Consider the following 13,688-nt stretch of genomic DNA (forward strand, 5'->3'; position numbering starts at 1 on the left):
CAACGCCGACCGGCGGCTGCTGTACCCTGTCCCGGGCGCGGAGTTCGCGCCGAATCTGCCCAGGAAGTGTCAGCGCGCTCATGTCTGCCCCTACGCCGTTTCCCCGCCACCTGGCCGTACTGCTACTGGCCTTACTCGCCTGTTCCTTCGCCGGCAACCATATCGCTGCACGCATCGCCTTCGATAACGAAGCCGGCGTACTGCTGGCGATTCTCTGCCGTTCCGGGGTGACCCTGCTGGTGCTCAGCGCCCTCGTCGCCTGGCAACGACAACCGCTGCGCCTGCCACCCGGAGCCTGGCGCTGGCAACTGCTGATGGGCCTGTTGATCGCCATCCAGAGCCTGTGCCTGTATTCGGCGGTGGCGCGGATTCCGGTGGCCCTGGCCCTGCTCGCGGCCAATACCTTTCCAATCATCCTGGCCCTGCTCAACTGGGCGCTCGGCGGTCCGCCACCGACCCGTCGCACGGCCTGGCTGATGGGCATGATCCTGTTCGGCCTGCTGTTCGCCCTCGACGTGCCGGCACGCCTGAGTGCCAGTGAAGAGGTCAGCGCCGAGTGGCTGCTGGGCATCGGCCTGGCATTCTGTGGCGCCTGCGCCTTCGCCAGTGCGCTGTGGCTCACCGAGCATAAGCTGTCGACCCTGCGCGGCTCGCTGCGCAGCATGCTGACCATGCTGATCGTCTTCAGCAGTGCGCTAGTGGCCGGTACCAGCGACCTGCTGCCGGGCGCTGTGACGCTGCCGGCGGCGCAGACCGGCTGGATCGCCCTGGGCGTGCTGGCGCTGCTCTACGGCGTGGGCTTTACCCTGCTATTCGTCTGCATGCCGCGGCTGGACATGATGCGTAACGCCCCGGTGATGAATGTCGAGCCGGTGGCGACCCTGCTGCTGGGCTGGGTGATCCTGGGACAAGTGCTGAGCCATACCCAGATGGTTGGCGGAGTGATAGTCATCAGCGGTATCGTGCTGCTGACCTATCGCAAACATCCATAAGCCGCACTGATCCCAGTGCAGAGGAGCACACGCCCCCTATCGGCGTCGGATCAACAGCAATCAATTCAGTGCGCCGCCAGGCGCCCGACCCAAGGACCACACCATGTATCGCATACAACTTCCCTGCACCCTGGCCCTGCTCGTAGTACTGGCCGGTTGCAGCTCAGTAGACAGCGCCAAGACACCGGGACAACCGGCCAGCCCCAGCGGCACCTGCAACGCCGAGGCGGTGCAAGGCATGCTGGGCAAGACCGCGACCGCCGAACAGGTTAAACAGGCGCGCCAGCAGGCCGGTGCGCACAGCGTTCGCGTACTCGCCCCCGGCGATGCGGTGACCCTGGACTACAACTCGCGGCGCCTGAATATCGATATCGACGAGGCCGAAGTGATCGAGCGGATCAGCTGCGGCTGAACCGTTAACCCTCGCCCGCACCATGCTGATAGAGGAAGAGTTGACCCTGAAGAAGCTGGAAATCTTTCTGGGCTTTATGCGTAGCGGCAACCTGGCGCGGGCGGCGGCCGATCTGGAGACCAGTTCGGTCAGCGTGCATCGCGCCATGCATTCGCTGGAAAGCGCCCTGCGCTGCCCGCGGTTCAAGCACGAGGGGCGCAACCTGCTCCCGTTGAAAAGTGCCTATGTGCTGGAGGAGCGGGCGCTGAAGCTGGTCCAGGAGGTGCTCGACAGCGTGCGCGAGAGAAAGTCCGCCTGCTTCTGGTTGTTGCCTTCGAGCACCACCCAATCGCCGGGAGCGATCAAGGCTTCGAGCGCCGCGACTATCTTGTCGCTGGGCAGGACCACGCCATCGGCGAGGCTGCGCACCTGATCGAGACGTCGGGCTTTTTCAGCGCGACGACGCGACCATTGCGGCGGTGGGGATATTGTTGTTGTCATGCTGACTCCACGAGTTCCGCTGTCGTGGGAGCACCTTAGGAGCGCGACTGACTGCCATCAATCAAGCACACGGCGGCATTCTTACGCTCAGGTTAACGATTGCTCTAGCACCGCGCCTAGCGGCCATGTGTGAGCGTGAAAACCGGCGCTCGGTTAACTAAGCCATCCAGACCGGGCATACTGTTGCCCTTGTAATGGAGCCGGTTCCACGCCCGTATGCGCATCCACGTCAGCTTTATCGACCGCGTTGGTATCACCCAGGAAGTCCTGGCCCTGCTTGGTGGGCGCAATCTCAACCTGGATGCGGTGGAGATGGTGCCGCCGAACGTCTATATCGACGCGCCAACCCTGAGTGCCGCGGTGCTCGACGAGCTGCGCGAAGCGCTGTTCAAGGTGCGCGGCGTGCAGGCGGTGACCATCGTCGACATCCTGCCCGGCCAGCGCCGGCATCTGCAGCTCGACGCACTGCTCGCGGCGATGACCGACCCGGTGCTGGCAGTGGATAGCGCAGGCCGCGTGCTGCTGGCCAACCCGGCGCTGATCGCCCTCTGCGGGCGTGACGTGGAAGGCCTGTCGCTGGGTGAACTGTTCACCGATCCGGCCTTGCTGAATGCCCTGCTGGAGCAACAGTTCCGCCTGCCGCTACGCGAAGTCACCCTCAACGGCCAGGCCCTGCTGCTGGACGCCACGCCGATCAGTGAAGCGGTCGATAGCGGGCAGCGCCGGCTCGCTGGCGCCTTGCTCACCCTGTATGAGCCAAGTCGCATCGGTGCGCGGCTGGCGGCCCTGCACCACGACCATGTCGAAGGCTTCGATTCGCTGCTCGGCGAGTCGCTGCCGATCCGCACCTTGAAGACCCGCGCCCTGCGCGTCGCCAGCCTCGATGCGCCGCTGTTGATCCAGGGCGAAACCGGCACCGGCAAGGAGCTGGTGGCGCGTGGCTGCCACGCCATCAGCGCGCGCAACAGCGCCCCCTTCCTGGCGCTGAACTGCGCGGCCTTGCCGGAAAATCTCGCCGAAAGCGAGCTGTTCGGCTATGCCCCCGGGGCCTTTACCGGGGCACAGCGCGGCGGCAAGCCGGGGCTGCTGGAACTGGCCAACCAGGGCACGGTGTTTCTCGATGAAATCGGCGAGATGTCACCCTATCTGCAGGCCAAGCTGCTGCGCTTCCTCAGTGACGGCACCTTCCGCCGGGTCGGTGGCGAGCGTGAGGTCAAGGTCAATGTGCGCATCCTCAGCGCGACCCACCGCGACCTGGAACAGATGGTCGGCGAAGGCGCCTTCCGCGAAGACCTGTTCTACCGCCTCAACGTGCTCAACCTGGAAGTGCCACCCCTGCGCGAACGCGGCCAGGACATCCTGCTGCTGGCCCGCCACTTCATGCAGCATGCCTGCAAGCAGATTCAACGCCTGCCCTGCCGCCTGGCGCCGGACACCTACCCGGCCCTGCTCGGCAACCGCTGGCCGGGCAACGTGCGTCAGCTGCAGAACGTGATCTTCCGCGCCGCCGCCATCTGCGAAAGCAATCTGGTGCAGATCGATGACCTGGACATCGCCAGCACCGCCGTAGCCCCCCAACTGTCCGAAGGCGAGATCGTCAGCCTGGAAGCCGCCGTGGCCGGTTTCGAGAAGGCCCTGCTGGAAAAGCTCTACCTCAGCCACCCCTCCAGCCGGCAACTGGCCGCGCGCCTGCATACCTCGCACAGCGCCATCGCCATGCGCCTGCGCAAGTACGGAATTTCCGGCAAGGGTTGAGGGCTGAGTAAGCCCTCCGCGGCTAAAGCGCAGCGCCGCCCGGCCGCTCCCGCGGGTACGAGCATCAGAACGCGCCGTGACGCCCCTGCCCCGCCTTGAAACGCTGCGCGCCGGCCTGGGCTTCGCCACTTTCGAGCACCGCCAGGCCGCCGCTGAATTCGTTGGCGATGGCTGCAGCGAAGGGCAGGTTCCACTGCGCATAGGCGCTGGCGCGGTCGGCCAGCAGGCAGTGCTGCGGAAAGTCGGCGAGCTGCCGGGCCAGCTGCTGAGCGGCGGCCAATGCCGTACCGGCCGCCACGACACGGTTGACCAGGCCGATGGCCAGCGCTTCCTCGGCCAATACCGCACGGCCGGTGAGGATCAGGTCCAGCGCGCGGCCCTGGCCGATGATCCGTGGCAGGCGCACGGTGCCGCCGTCGATCAGCGGCACGCCGAAACGGCGGCAGAACACCCCGAGCACGGCGTCCGCGGCCATCACCCGCAGGTCGGCGAGCAGCGCCAGTTCCAGGCCGCCGGCCACCGCATGGCCTTCGATGGCGGCGATCAGCGGTTTGCTCAGTTGCATGCGGCTCGGGCCCATGGGGCCGTCGCCCTCAGGCTCCAGGCGATTGGCGCGCCCGCCGCCTGCGGCCACTGCGCCCAGATCGGCACCGGCGCAGAAGGTCCCTGCGGCGCCGGCGAGCACGGCGACCCGCGCCTGCGGGTCCGCCTCGAACGCGCGCAAGGCGGCGGCCAGGGCCTCGGCGGTCGGCCGGTCGACGGCGTTGCGCACCTCGGCGCGGTCGATGATCAGGGTGGTGACCGGGCCGTCGTGCTCGACGATAACGCTCATGAGCAAATCTCCGTGTTCAAGGAAAACCACAGGCGCGGGGCGACGCCCGCGCCGCCGAGAGCCTTATTGCTGCCGCGTCCTGAAACGACAAAGGCCGGCATTTAGCCGGCCTTCACCTTAAAACTCTGCGCCGGGAAAATCAGCCTCTTGGCCGAATCCCCCGCCAGACTGGCGCGATCAGGAGGTGTATTGCTGCAGGTGCTTCATCATCTCCTGCAAGGCCTCGATATTGTCGGCCGGGTGCACCGCGCCGTCGAAGTCGCAGATCTGCTGCCAATGATCGGCCACGTCTTCCGGGCTGAAGCCGGCACGCGGGTCGAAACCGGCGCCCAGGCTGCGCTCCCAGCGGGTCTTGCCGATCCAGCCGCCACCGACCTCGAACAGGCCGGAGGTTTCTTCACAGGCCTGGCTGGCCAGGTAAACCACCAGCGGGCTGACCAGCTCGGGCTTGAGCTGCTCGAATATCTGCGGCGGGATCAGCCCTTCGGTCATGCGCGTACCGCCCGTGGGGGCGATGGCGTTGACCAGGATGTTGTTCTTGCGCCCTTCGATGGCCAGGGTGCGGGTCAGACCATAGAGGCCGAGCTTGGCCATGCCGTAGTTGGACTGGCCGAAGTTGCCGTAGATGCCGGACGTGGAGGCGGTGAAGATGATGCGGCCATAGCCCTGCTCGCGCATATGCGGCCAGGCGGCGCGGGTCACCTTGTAGGCTCCTTCGACGTGGACCTTGTAGACCAGATCCCAATCGGTGTCGTCCATCTTGTGGAAGGTCTTGTCACGCAGGATGCCGGCGTTGTTGACCACCACATCGATACGGCCGAAGGCGTCCAGGGCGTGCTGGACAATCTTCTCGCCGTCGGTCACCGAGTCATGATTGGCTACCGCGGTGCCGCCGGCGGCGCGGATTTCCTCGACCACCTTGGCAGCGGCCGAGGCGTTGGCGCCTTCGCCATGGGTGCTACCGCCGAGATCGTTGACCACTACCTTGGCGCCATGTTTGGCGAACAGCAGGGCATGGGCGCGACCCAGGCCACCACCGGCACCGGTGACGATCACGACTTGGTCTTGGAAACTAATGGCTTCGCTCATGCGGTGAGCTCCTTGGCAGGTTGGCAATGGCTCAAGTGTCCAGCAGCTGCACGCCGGTCACAATGAAGACGCCCAGCGCTGAATGGTGCTCGATAAGGCTGCGGGATGATCAAGCCAGGCGGATCAGGCTCAGGTGATTGTACAGATGCAGCACATGGGCCTGGACATAGTCGGCATGGCTCAGAGCGCCATAGGCGAAGTGTGGCTGCAACTCGCCCTGATGGCTGGCGAAGTCGGCGAATGCCTGCTGCAGCCGCTCTAGCGCCAGCGCCTGGGTGGTCGGCGCGCTCAGCGGTGCCGCGCCAGGAATGGCCTCATCCAGTGGGTGACGCATGGCCCCACGGGCGGCGAACGCACTGAACGCCAGCGGTCCGACGCTATGGCGGAACCAGGCGGGCTTGAGCGCCGGGTATCCGCTGATGGAATACTCGATGCTTTGTGCGCAGTGGTTGAACACCTCGGCCGGGCTCCAGCCCTTGAGGCTGACCAAGCGCTTATCCAACAGACCGTTCAATACCTGCTGCGCACCCTGCAGGCTGAGGGCCCCTGGTGCTTCGCCGGCCGGCAAGGCCCAGTAGCCTGCCCCGATGCCCACCACACCACTCAAGGCCGCGAATTTAACCAGCTGTCGTCTGTTCATCAGGGCAATCCAAAGCCTGGCGAAAGGCCAGATAATGCTGCAAGACCAAGGCTGGCGCCTCGGTTTGCGGGTAGTGGCCGATGCCCTCGAGCAACACAGTGTCGGGCGCTGGGATCAGTTCGCGGTAACGCGCCAGCATATGCGCCCCGGAGATCGGGTCGACCGCGCCATCGATCAGCCGCAACGGCACCCCGCCCTGCTGCATCGCCGCCAACCAGCGCTCCCGCTGCACCCGGCGTTCGGGCATGTAGCGGATCAGCCGGTGCATCACCCCTGGCCCATCGTTGTGGCTGATCAGGCTCCAGAAGTCATCCAGCTCCTCGGCACTCGGCTGGGTCTGCGGACCGAACACCTGGGCAAAATTGGCCGCCAGCTTCTGCCGACTGAACAAGCGGCCAATCAGCGGGCCGATTGGGCTGAGCAAGAGCTTCTGCACCAGCACCGGGTGATGGGTCTCGGGGAACAGGCCGCCATTGAGGAACACGCAGCTGGCCAGCTGCAGGTGGCCCTCATGGTGCCTGGCGAGCAATTCCTGGGCGACGCTGTCGCCATAGTCATGCGCCAGCACATGTACCGGATCCTGAATACCCAAGTGCGCCAGCAGCGCCTGCTGCAGGTCGGCCTGCTCCAGCAGGCTGTATGCATGCCCGCGAGGTTTGGCCGAATCACCGAAGCCGAGCATGTCGCAGGCGATCAGCCGGTAATGCTGGCTCAGCGGCGTCCACAGGTAATGCCAATCCCAACTGGCGGTGGGAAAGCCATGGATCAGCAGCAGGGGCGCGGCAGTTGCCGCGCCCGCCGTCCAGTAGCGCATGGCATGGCCGCGAAATGTGAAGTCCCGGCCCTGGCCGCGCCAGTCCGCCAGGGCAATGCCTGCCAGCCCCGTCACTCGGCGTAACCCGGCATCTGCTGGTCGAGCTTGCGCAGCAGTGCCGGCCACGGCAGCGCGCCGCCCATGCCCGTGGGGCTCTTCATCACCCCGGCGACCATCGCCCTGGCACCGTCGAGAATCTGCTGCGGGATCTGGATCAGTTCGGCGCCGCCACTCTGCGCCATCACCTGAATCTCGCAGGCGCGCTGCAGGATGAACATCATCAGGAAGGCATCGGCGATACTGCCGCCGGCGGTGAGCAGGCCGTGATTGGGCAGGATCATGAAGTTCTTGTCGCCCAGATCGGCCTGCAGCCGGGCCTTCTCGTCATGGTTCAGCGCCACCCCCTCGTAGCCGTGATAGGCCAGACTGGCGAGGACGAACAACGACTGCTGCGACAGCGGCAGCAGGCCTTGCTTCTGCGCGGAGACGCCGATCCCGGCGGCCGTGTGGATGTGCAGCACGCAGGCCACGTCGTGGCGCACCTCGTGCACGGCGCTATGGATGGTGTAGCCGGCCGGATTGATATCGAAGGGGCTGTCCATCAGCTTGTTGCCAGCCAGGTCGATCTTCACCAGGCTGGAGGCGGTGATCTCGTGAAACATCAGGCCGTAGGGGTTGATCAGGAACTCTTCGCTGCCAGGCACCTTGGCCGAGATGTGGGTGAAGATCAGGTCATCCCAGCCATACAGGGCGATCAGCCGGTAGCAGGCCGCCAGATCGACGCGGGTCTGCCATTCGGCGGCAGACACCTGGCCCTTGAGGGTGGGAGTCGGCAGAACTTGATCGGCGGTCATGGCATACACCTCGGCACTTGTTGTTATCAATGCCAAGGAGTCTAGCGAGGGATGCGGCAGACGTGAGTTGCCCTGGCAGCCAGCTTAGTGACCGAGCGGGCCTTGTTGGCGCCAGGGCGATCCGGGTGAGGCGCAGCGATCAGCACATGCCCACGTGTTTCCGTCAGCCCTGCAGCGCCGCCATGAACTCGGCCAGCCAGGGCTCGGCATCGCTTTCCGGCGTGACGCTCTCGCTGCTGTCCAGACGCAACATCGGCAGCACCTCGCGAATACCCAGTTCAGAGTACAACTCGCGCACCAGTTCGCCACCACCGCAGAAGGTGTCGCCGTAGCTGGAGTCACCCAGGGCGATCACCCCGCCGGGCAGGCCACTCCACGCCGGCAGATGATCGCGGATGGCGAAATACAGAGGCTGCAGGTTATCCGGCAGCTCGCCCATGCCGGTGGTCGAGGTCACCACCAGAAAGGCGTCGGGGGCAAACGCCTGGACATCGGCCAGGCCGGCGCGCGGGTTGTGCCAGGCGTCGAAACCGGCATTTTTCAACAGCTGCTCGGCATGCCGGGCGACTTCCTCGGCGGTGCCATAGACCGAACCGGAAAGGATGGCGATTTTCATAAATAACTCCGAAACATGCAGAACACAGTCTGAAACGGCGGGCATTATGCCGCAAGTAGACAGCGCGTCCGGATGTTTTAGAATGCAGCAGACAGAGCCTAGGAATCGCCTCATGATCAACGCCAAACTGCTGCAACTGGTGATCGACGCTTCGAACGACGGCATTGTGGTTGCCGAGCAAGAGGGCGATGACAACATCCTCATCTATGCCAACCCTGCCTTTGAACGGCTCACCGGTTATGCCAGCGATGAAATCCTCTATCAGGATTGCCGCTTCCTGCAGGCCAACGACCGCGACCAGCCTGGTCTGGCCGCCATTCGCGAGGCAGTGAACGCCCACCGCCCCTGCCGGCAGATCATCCGCAACTACCGCAAGGACGGCAGCGCATTCTGGAACGAATTGTCGATCACCCCGGTCTTCAACGAAGCTGATCAGCTGACCTACTACATCGGCATCCAGAAGAATGTCACCGAGCAGATGCAAGCCCTGGAACGGGTCAAGGAACTGGAAGCCGAACTGGAGACCCTGCGTGCGGAACTGGCTCAGTTGAAAAACTAACCACCAGCATCAACCAATGGCGAACTATATTGTCTTAACGGAGGCAATATACTAAGGCAGGGTTCGACCATGCATGACCAGCCGTTACTCACCCAGGAGGAGCTGGACTTTATCCAGCACCTACATAACAAGCCTGGGTCAAGAACTCGCAAACCCGCACCTAACTTGCTGGTCGATGCCGGTACTCAGCTCAAAGAGTTGCTCGCTTACTGTGCCGCCAACGAACAACTGACCATTGAGGCGCACATCGCCAATCAGCGCCTGACGTTTACCGCGCACCTGGTCGAGGACGCGCAACAGGTTCAGCATCTTGAGCTTGGCACTCCGCAGATTTTCGAAGACGGTCCTGCCAACCGCGCCTGGCGCCTGCCGCTGGACCCGCCGGTTGCGTTACGCCAGCTCAATGCCAAACCCAGCGGCCTGTGGGTACACGAACTGTCGCTCAACGGGCTACTGATCGAACTCCGCACCAAACGTGCCACGCCCGAGCACTTCAAACTGATTCTGCCGCTCGCCGGGCAGAGGCCGATTACCGTTGAAGGCAACCTGGTTCGGAAAACCTCTGACGGGCTCCTCGCCTATCAACTCGACCCGCTCGACAAACGCGGCAGCGAGCGCTTGCAGCAGTTTATTTTCCAGCAGCACCGCGCCCTCCACCCCGAGGTCAACTAGGGCTAGCGCCCCTCCCCTTGTCCAGCGTGCAGAGGACTTCGCCTGCGAGTCAGCCGTTTGTGCTGACGCATAGCCGCACGACTAAAGCGTGTATGGGTCGGGCCGCGTGGGTCGAGCCGCGCAGGTCGGGACGCGTAGGTCGGGCCGCGTAGGTCGGGCCGCGCAGACTGAGCACCTACGCGATGTTCGGCCGCACTGTTGCGGCCGGCACAGCCCCAGGCAGCCTATGCAGGAATACGCGGCGAGAAGTGGTTGTCAGGTATCCAGATGCCCGGCGAGGAACTGCTGCAAGCGGCGCTGCATCAAGCGGCCCTCGTTGCCCAGGCAGGCTATCGGCGAGCCACTCAGACTGTCTTCGGCGAGTTCGGCGCCATCTCCCGCCAGCACCAGCGGACAGTCCAGCGCCAGCGCCAGGCGCGCCAGCACGCGTGGCAAGTCATCACTGGGCGGCAGGTTGGTAAACAGCACCAACGCCTGTGGCTGCATGCGTTCGCAGACCAGGGCCAGCTCTTCCAGCGGCTGCCCCACGCCCAGCACGCTGACCGAAACCTCCGAACTGCTCAACAGCAGGCCGGTGACCAGCAATTCCAACTCACGACAGTGACCCGGCAAGGCCGCCAGCAAGACCCGCTCTTCGACCTGGGTGCGGAACATCTGCAGGCGCTGCAGGGTGCGCGCGCGCAGAAAGGTATCGAGGAACAACCACTCGCTGACCTGACCAAACTCGTCCTGACGCAGCAGCAATTCCTGCCAGAGCGGCATCAGAATGTCCTGGAACACCACCGGCAGCGGGTAGCTGGAAAAAACCTGGCCGTACAAGCGATCAAGCCTGACGTCATCAAAGGCACTGATCGCGCGGCGCAGTTGAGCTTGCCATTCCGCCCACTCGCCGGAGGTGACCTCTTCATACACTGGCGTGCTGGCCGACCGGGTCGAAATGTTTTTCGCCAGAATCTTGCCGACCTTGCTGACCGACACCCCGCGCTCGATCCAGGCCAGGATGCTGCGCACGGACTCGATGTCCGCCTGCGAGTAGAGACGATGACCGCTGTCGGTACGCGTCGGCTGGATCAATCCGTAACGTCGCTCCCATGCCCGCAAGGTCACCGGATTGACCCCGGTCAATCGCGACACCTCACGGATAGGAAACAGCTCTTCCTGCTTGAGGGCACTCGAATCGAGGGACAAGGCACCAACGAGATCGGACATGGGAGAGGCATCACCACAAAAATGTTGCCGGCATTGTAACTCAGCTGACATCCACCTACATTGTACAGAGTCTATACACTGAATAAGATTATGTACAATAACCCGCACTGGCCGCTGACCCTTTACTACGATGGTGACTGCCCGCTGTGCGCGCGGGAAATCCAGTTGCTGAGCCGGCATGCCGATGAGCATCGCTTGCTGCTGATCGATATCAGCAGCGCAGACTTCGCGGCAGGCAGCGTCGGGCTTGATAGCACCACGCTGACCAGCAGGCTGCACGCCCGCTTCGCCGATGGCCAATGGGTGACCGGCCTCGATGCCACGCTCTGGAGCTGGCGCGCGGCCGGACTTGGCCGCTGGGCGACACCCCTGACCTGGCGGGCGCTTCGCCCCTTGTTCGAACTGGGTTACTGGCTGTTCTGCCGGTTACGCCCACACCTGGCCTGGCTGCCCCATCCAGCGGCGGGCAAGCGCTGCCAGCAAGGGCAATGCAACGTCGACCAGCGCCCGGACCCCAAGTCCGACGCACGCCTATAGCGGCATGAGCAAGCCGGTATCGGCTACTTGCAGAGTAGGACGGCCGATGATCTCGTCATGACTGTGCCGCTGCACCAGCACCATCCGCCGCACACCACAGCAGCGCAAACGCACCTTGAGCGCAGGCAACGAAGGCCAGAGGCGCCCTCCTGCGACCGGTAATAAAGCCTGCACGCCGCCGTCCGCCGCAATCACCTGCACGGCATAACCGCTGCAACGCACGGCCAACACCTCGACCCGCTCGACCTGGCGCCACAGCAGCGCAATACGCAATCGCCACAGGCTCATAACCACCTCAAATAGCTGTACATTAAAACCCACTTTGTACAGTATAAAACCAAGATTTCCGAACCTTTGAAATTTGCACCGGCGCAATACAGCCCAGCAGAACAGGTATAAAGCGATCAAGTCGGCAGTAACCATACAGGCCGCATGGTTGTACAAATCTGATAGCTGGTATAACTTTGCCACTGCTTCAGTCGGCGAAGCACCTTACTCAGTGGTCAGGTGCCCCGAGGTAACGCCGCTGCACCCACTACCCCATCAGCTGAGCCCATCATGAGCGCTAGCGCATCACCCATTCTGATCACTGGCGCCAGTCAACGAATCGGCCTGTACTGTGCCGAGCGCCTGCTTGACGATGGTCATCGACTGATTGCCACCTACCGCAGCGAGCGCGAGGGCATCCAGCACCTGCGCGCGCGCGGGGCGCTGGCCATCCAGGCAGACTTTGCCAGTGAAGCCGGGATCCTCGCCTTTATCGCCGAGTTGAAAACCCACACCGACAGTCTGCGCGCCATCGTCCACAATGCCTCCGACTGGCTGGTCGAAACACCCGGCGCCGAGGCCACGGTATTCCAGCAGTTGTTCAACGTGCATATGCTGGCACCCTATCTGATCAACCTGCATTGTGCGGATCTGCTGCGGCGCTCCTCCCCGGCTGACATCATCCATATCAGCGACGATGTCGCGCGCAAAGGCAGCGCCAAGCGCCCCGCCTACTGCGCCAGCAAAGCCGGTCTGGACAGCCTCACGCTCTCGTTCGCGGCGAAACTCGCGCCCCAGATCAAGGTCAACGGCATCGCCCCGGCACTGATCATGTTCAACCCCGAGGATGATGCGCTTTACCGGGCAAAAACCCTGGAGAAATCGGCATTGGGCATCGAGCCCGGCCCCCAGGTGATCTACCAAAGTTTGCGCTACCTGCTGGACAACCCTTACGTCACCGGCACCACCCTTACCGTAAACGGCGGCCGCCATCTCCAATGAAGCGCGCCTCGAGGATTGCACCCATGAACCAACAACTGCCTGATCACTACCGCGAAATCCTCCTTGGCGTAGGCGAAGACCCTGAACGCGAAGGCCTGCTGGACACCCCGAAACGCGCGGCCAAAGCCATGCAGTATCTGTGTAACGGCTACCAGAAAAGCCTGGAAGAGGTGGTCAACGGCGCGCTGTTCGCCTCCGACAATGACGAAATGGTGATCGTCAAGGACGTCGAGCTGTATTCCCTGTGCGAGCACCACCTGCTGCCCTTTATCGGCAAGGCGCATGTTGCCTATATTCCCACCGGCAAGGTGCTGGGGCTGTCGAAAGTCGCGCGGATCGTCGACATGTATGCGCGGCGCCTGCAAATCCAGGAGAACCTGACCCGACAGATCGCCGAAGCCGTACAACAGGTCACCAACGCCGCCGGGGTCGCCGTGGTGATCGAAGCCAAGCACATGTGCATGATGATGCGTGGCGTCGAGAAGCAGAACTCGGTCATGAGCACCTCGGTGATGCTCGGCGCCTTTCGCGAGTCATACAACACTCGCCATGAATTCCTGCAACTGATTGGACGGAGCAATTAGTAATGCCACGACTGGAGCCTGGAATGGCGCGAATTCGGGTCAAGGACCTGCGCCTGAGAACCTTCATCGGGATCAAGGAGGAGGAAATCAACAACAAGCAGGATGTGCTGATCAACCTGACCATCCTCTACCCGGCAAACGAGGCGGTGCGCGACAACGATATCGATCACGCGCTGAACTACCGCACCATCACCAAGGCGATCATCCAGCACGTCGAAGGCCACCGCTTCGCCCTGCTCGAACGCCTGACCCAGGAAATCCTCGACCTGGTGATGCAGCAGACCGCCGTGCGCTACGCCGAAGTGGAAGTGGACAAACCCCACGCCCTGCGCTTTGCCGAGTCGGTATCGATCACCCTGGCCAGTCATCGCTGA

At 63.5% G+C, this 13,688-nt stretch carries 17 protein-coding genes and 2 pseudogenes; 10 read left to right on the plus strand and 9 right to left on the minus strand.

Features of this window, described 5'->3' with window-relative positions; translation table 11 throughout:
- The first annotated feature begins 80 nt into the window (after positions 1-80).
- The 3 genes and pseudogenes from LJY18_RS00150 to LJY18_RS00160 form a co-directional block, all read left to right on the plus strand.
- Entirely contained in the window at positions 81-992 is a 912-nt protein-coding gene (locus tag LJY18_RS00150) for an EamA family transporter (RefSeq protein WP_238039698.1), read from the plus strand.
- Between the two features lie 103 nt (positions 993-1,095).
- Positions 1,096-1,404: an I78 family peptidase inhibitor gene (locus LJY18_RS00155; protein WP_238039699.1), complete on the plus strand. Its 309-nt coding sequence runs from the start codon at positions 1,096-1,098 to the stop codon at positions 1,402-1,404.
- A 22-nt stretch (positions 1,405-1,426) separates the two neighbouring features.
- A pseudogene (locus LJY18_RS00160) lies at positions 1,427-1,699 on the plus strand (helix-turn-helix domain-containing protein); the annotation flags it as partial.
- On the opposite strand, the pseudogene LJY18_RS00165 reads toward LJY18_RS00160, so the two are convergent.
- Positions 1,672-1,884: pseudogene (locus LJY18_RS00165) on the minus strand (malonate decarboxylase subunit alpha); the annotation flags it as partial. The pseudogenes LJY18_RS00160 and LJY18_RS00165 overlap by 28 nt on opposite strands.
- Positions 1,885-2,100: 216 nt before the next feature.
- On the opposite strand from LJY18_RS00165, the gene LJY18_RS00170 reads away from it, so the two are divergent.
- On the plus strand, positions 2,101-3,639 hold the full coding sequence (locus LJY18_RS00170) for a sigma-54-dependent transcriptional regulator (RefSeq protein ID WP_238039700.1): 1,539 nt from the start codon (positions 2,101-2,103) through the stop codon (positions 3,637-3,639).
- A 64-nt stretch (positions 3,640-3,703) separates the two neighbouring features.
- On the opposite strand, the gene LJY18_RS00175 is transcribed toward LJY18_RS00170, so the two are convergent.
- From LJY18_RS00175 to LJY18_RS00200, 6 genes are all read right to left on the minus strand, one after another.
- Positions 3,704-4,471 carry a crotonase/enoyl-CoA hydratase family protein gene (locus LJY18_RS00175; protein ID WP_238039701.1) on the minus strand — a complete coding sequence of 256 codons (768 nt, stop codon included), beginning with the start codon at positions 4,469-4,471 and terminating at the stop codon, positions 3,704-3,706.
- Positions 4,472-4,648: 177 nt separating this feature from the next.
- The gene (locus LJY18_RS00180) at positions 4,649-5,560 is read right to left on the minus strand and encodes an SDR family oxidoreductase (protein ID WP_238039702.1); all 912 of its coding nucleotides are present in this window, start codon (positions 5,558-5,560) and stop codon (positions 4,649-4,651) included.
- A gap of 109 nt (positions 5,561-5,669) precedes the next feature.
- The gene (locus LJY18_RS00185) at positions 5,670-6,200 is read right to left on the minus strand and encodes a DUF1569 domain-containing protein (protein WP_238039703.1); all 531 of its coding nucleotides are present in this window, start codon (positions 6,198-6,200) and stop codon (positions 5,670-5,672) included.
- Positions 6,178-7,089 carry an alpha/beta fold hydrolase gene (locus tag LJY18_RS00190; RefSeq protein WP_238039704.1) on the minus strand — a complete coding sequence of 304 codons (912 nt, stop codon included), beginning with the start codon at positions 7,087-7,089 and terminating at the stop codon, positions 6,178-6,180. The genes LJY18_RS00185 and LJY18_RS00190 overlap by 23 nt, the downstream gene beginning before the upstream one ends.
- A complete protein-coding gene (locus LJY18_RS00195; RefSeq protein WP_238039705.1) occupies positions 7,086-7,868 on the minus strand; it encodes a class II aldolase/adducin family protein in 783 nt (260 codons plus the stop codon). Before LJY18_RS00195 ends, LJY18_RS00190 begins: the two co-directional genes overlap by 4 nt.
- A gap of 163 nt (positions 7,869-8,031) precedes the next feature.
- Positions 8,032-8,484: a flavodoxin gene (locus LJY18_RS00200; RefSeq protein ID WP_238039706.1), complete on the minus strand. Its 453-nt coding sequence runs from the start codon at positions 8,482-8,484 to the stop codon at positions 8,032-8,034.
- A gap of 112 nt (positions 8,485-8,596) precedes the next feature.
- Between LJY18_RS00200 and LJY18_RS00205 the strand changes: the two genes are divergently transcribed.
- Together LJY18_RS00205 and LJY18_RS00210 are read left to right on the plus strand one after the other, a co-directional pair.
- On the plus strand, positions 8,597-9,043 hold the full coding sequence (locus tag LJY18_RS00205; protein WP_238039707.1) for a PAS domain-containing protein: 447 nt from the start codon (positions 8,597-8,599) through the stop codon (positions 9,041-9,043).
- Positions 9,044-9,112: 69 nt separating this feature from the next.
- The gene (locus tag LJY18_RS00210) at positions 9,113-9,715 is read left to right on the plus strand and encodes a PilZ domain-containing protein (protein WP_238039708.1); all 603 of its coding nucleotides are present in this window, start codon (positions 9,113-9,115) and stop codon (positions 9,713-9,715) included.
- Between the two features lie 255 nt (positions 9,716-9,970).
- Here the strand turns inward: LJY18_RS00210 and LJY18_RS00215 are convergent, their stop codons facing one another.
- On the minus strand, positions 9,971-10,924 hold the full coding sequence (locus LJY18_RS00215) for a MerR family transcriptional regulator (protein WP_238039709.1): 954 nt from the start codon (positions 10,922-10,924) through the stop codon (positions 9,971-9,973).
- 90 nt (positions 10,925-11,014) lie between these two features.
- On the opposite strand from LJY18_RS00215, the gene LJY18_RS00220 reads away from it, so the two are divergent.
- Positions 11,015-11,461 carry a thiol-disulfide oxidoreductase DCC family protein gene (locus tag LJY18_RS00220; protein WP_238039710.1) on the plus strand — a complete coding sequence of 149 codons (447 nt, stop codon included), beginning with the start codon at positions 11,015-11,017 and terminating at the stop codon, positions 11,459-11,461.
- Here the strand turns inward: LJY18_RS00220 and LJY18_RS00225 are convergent.
- Positions 11,456-11,749, minus strand: coding sequence for a DUF6482 family protein (locus tag LJY18_RS00225; protein ID WP_238039711.1), 294 nt, complete (start codon positions 11,747-11,749; stop codon positions 11,456-11,458). The two genes, LJY18_RS00220 and LJY18_RS00225, sit on opposite strands and share 6 nt — an antisense overlap.
- Positions 11,750-12,019: 270 nt before the next feature.
- Between LJY18_RS00225 and folM the strand changes: the two genes are divergently transcribed.
- The 3 genes from folM to folX are packed head-to-tail and all read left to right on the plus strand — an operon-like array spanning position 12,020 to position 13,688.
- Positions 12,020-12,730: a dihydromonapterin reductase gene (gene folM, locus LJY18_RS00230; protein WP_238039712.1), complete on the plus strand. Its 711-nt coding sequence runs from the start codon at positions 12,020-12,022 to the stop codon at positions 12,728-12,730.
- 23 nt (positions 12,731-12,753) lie between these two features.
- Positions 12,754-13,314, plus strand: coding sequence for a GTP cyclohydrolase I FolE (folE, locus tag LJY18_RS00235; RefSeq protein ID WP_238039713.1), 561 nt, complete (start codon positions 12,754-12,756; stop codon positions 13,312-13,314).
- A gap of 2 nt (positions 13,315-13,316) precedes the next feature.
- On the plus strand, positions 13,317-13,688 hold the full coding sequence (folX, locus tag LJY18_RS00240) for a dihydroneopterin triphosphate 2'-epimerase (protein WP_238039714.1): 372 nt from the start codon (positions 13,317-13,319) through the stop codon (positions 13,686-13,688).

The sequence above is a fragment of the Pseudomonas sp. MMS21 TM103 genome, assembly GCF_022132145.1.
Classification (GTDB): Bacteria; Pseudomonadota; Gammaproteobacteria; order Pseudomonadales; family Pseudomonadaceae; genus Aquipseudomonas.

Coding starts and splice junctions, on each gene's coding strand:
- LJY18_RS00150 (WP_238039698.1), top strand. CDS start 81: ATGTCTGCCCCTACGCCGTTTCCCCGCCACCTGGCCGTACTGCTACTG.
- LJY18_RS00155 (WP_238039699.1), top strand. CDS start 1,096: ATGTATCGCATACAACTTCCCTGCACCCTGGCCCTGCTCGTAGTACTG.
- LJY18_RS00170 (WP_238039700.1), top strand. CDS start 2,101: ATGCGCATCCACGTCAGCTTTATCGACCGCGTTGGTATCACCCAGGAA.
- LJY18_RS00175 (WP_238039701.1), bottom strand. CDS start 4,471: ATGAGCGTTATCGTCGAGCACGACGGCCCGGTCACCACCCTGATCATC.
- LJY18_RS00180 (WP_238039702.1), bottom strand. CDS start 5,560: ATGAGCGAAGCCATTAGTTTCCAAGACCAAGTCGTGATCGTCACCGGT.
- LJY18_RS00185 (WP_238039703.1), bottom strand. CDS start 6,200: ATGAACAGACGACAGCTGGTTAAATTCGCGGCCTTGAGTGGTGTGGTG.
- LJY18_RS00195 (WP_238039705.1), bottom strand. CDS start 7,868: ATGACCGCCGATCAAGTTCTGCCGACTCCCACCCTCAAGGGCCAGGTG.
- LJY18_RS00200 (WP_238039706.1), bottom strand. CDS start 8,484: ATGAAAATCGCCATCCTTTCCGGTTCGGTCTATGGCACCGCCGAGGAA.
- LJY18_RS00205 (WP_238039707.1), top strand. CDS start 8,597: ATGATCAACGCCAAACTGCTGCAACTGGTGATCGACGCTTCGAACGAC.
- LJY18_RS00210 (WP_238039708.1), top strand. CDS start 9,113: ATGCATGACCAGCCGTTACTCACCCAGGAGGAGCTGGACTTTATCCAG.
- LJY18_RS00215 (WP_238039709.1), bottom strand. CDS start 10,924: ATGTCCGATCTCGTTGGTGCCTTGTCCCTCGATTCGAGTGCCCTCAAG.
- LJY18_RS00220 (WP_238039710.1), top strand. CDS start 11,015: ATGTACAATAACCCGCACTGGCCGCTGACCCTTTACTACGATGGTGAC.
- LJY18_RS00225 (WP_238039711.1), bottom strand. CDS start 11,749: ATGAGCCTGTGGCGATTGCGTATTGCGCTGCTGTGGCGCCAGGTCGAG.
- folM (WP_238039712.1), top strand. CDS start 12,020: ATGAGCGCTAGCGCATCACCCATTCTGATCACTGGCGCCAGTCAACGA.
- folE (WP_238039713.1), top strand. CDS start 12,754: ATGAACCAACAACTGCCTGATCACTACCGCGAAATCCTCCTTGGCGTA.
- folX (WP_238039714.1), top strand. CDS start 13,317: ATGCCACGACTGGAGCCTGGAATGGCGCGAATTCGGGTCAAGGACCTG.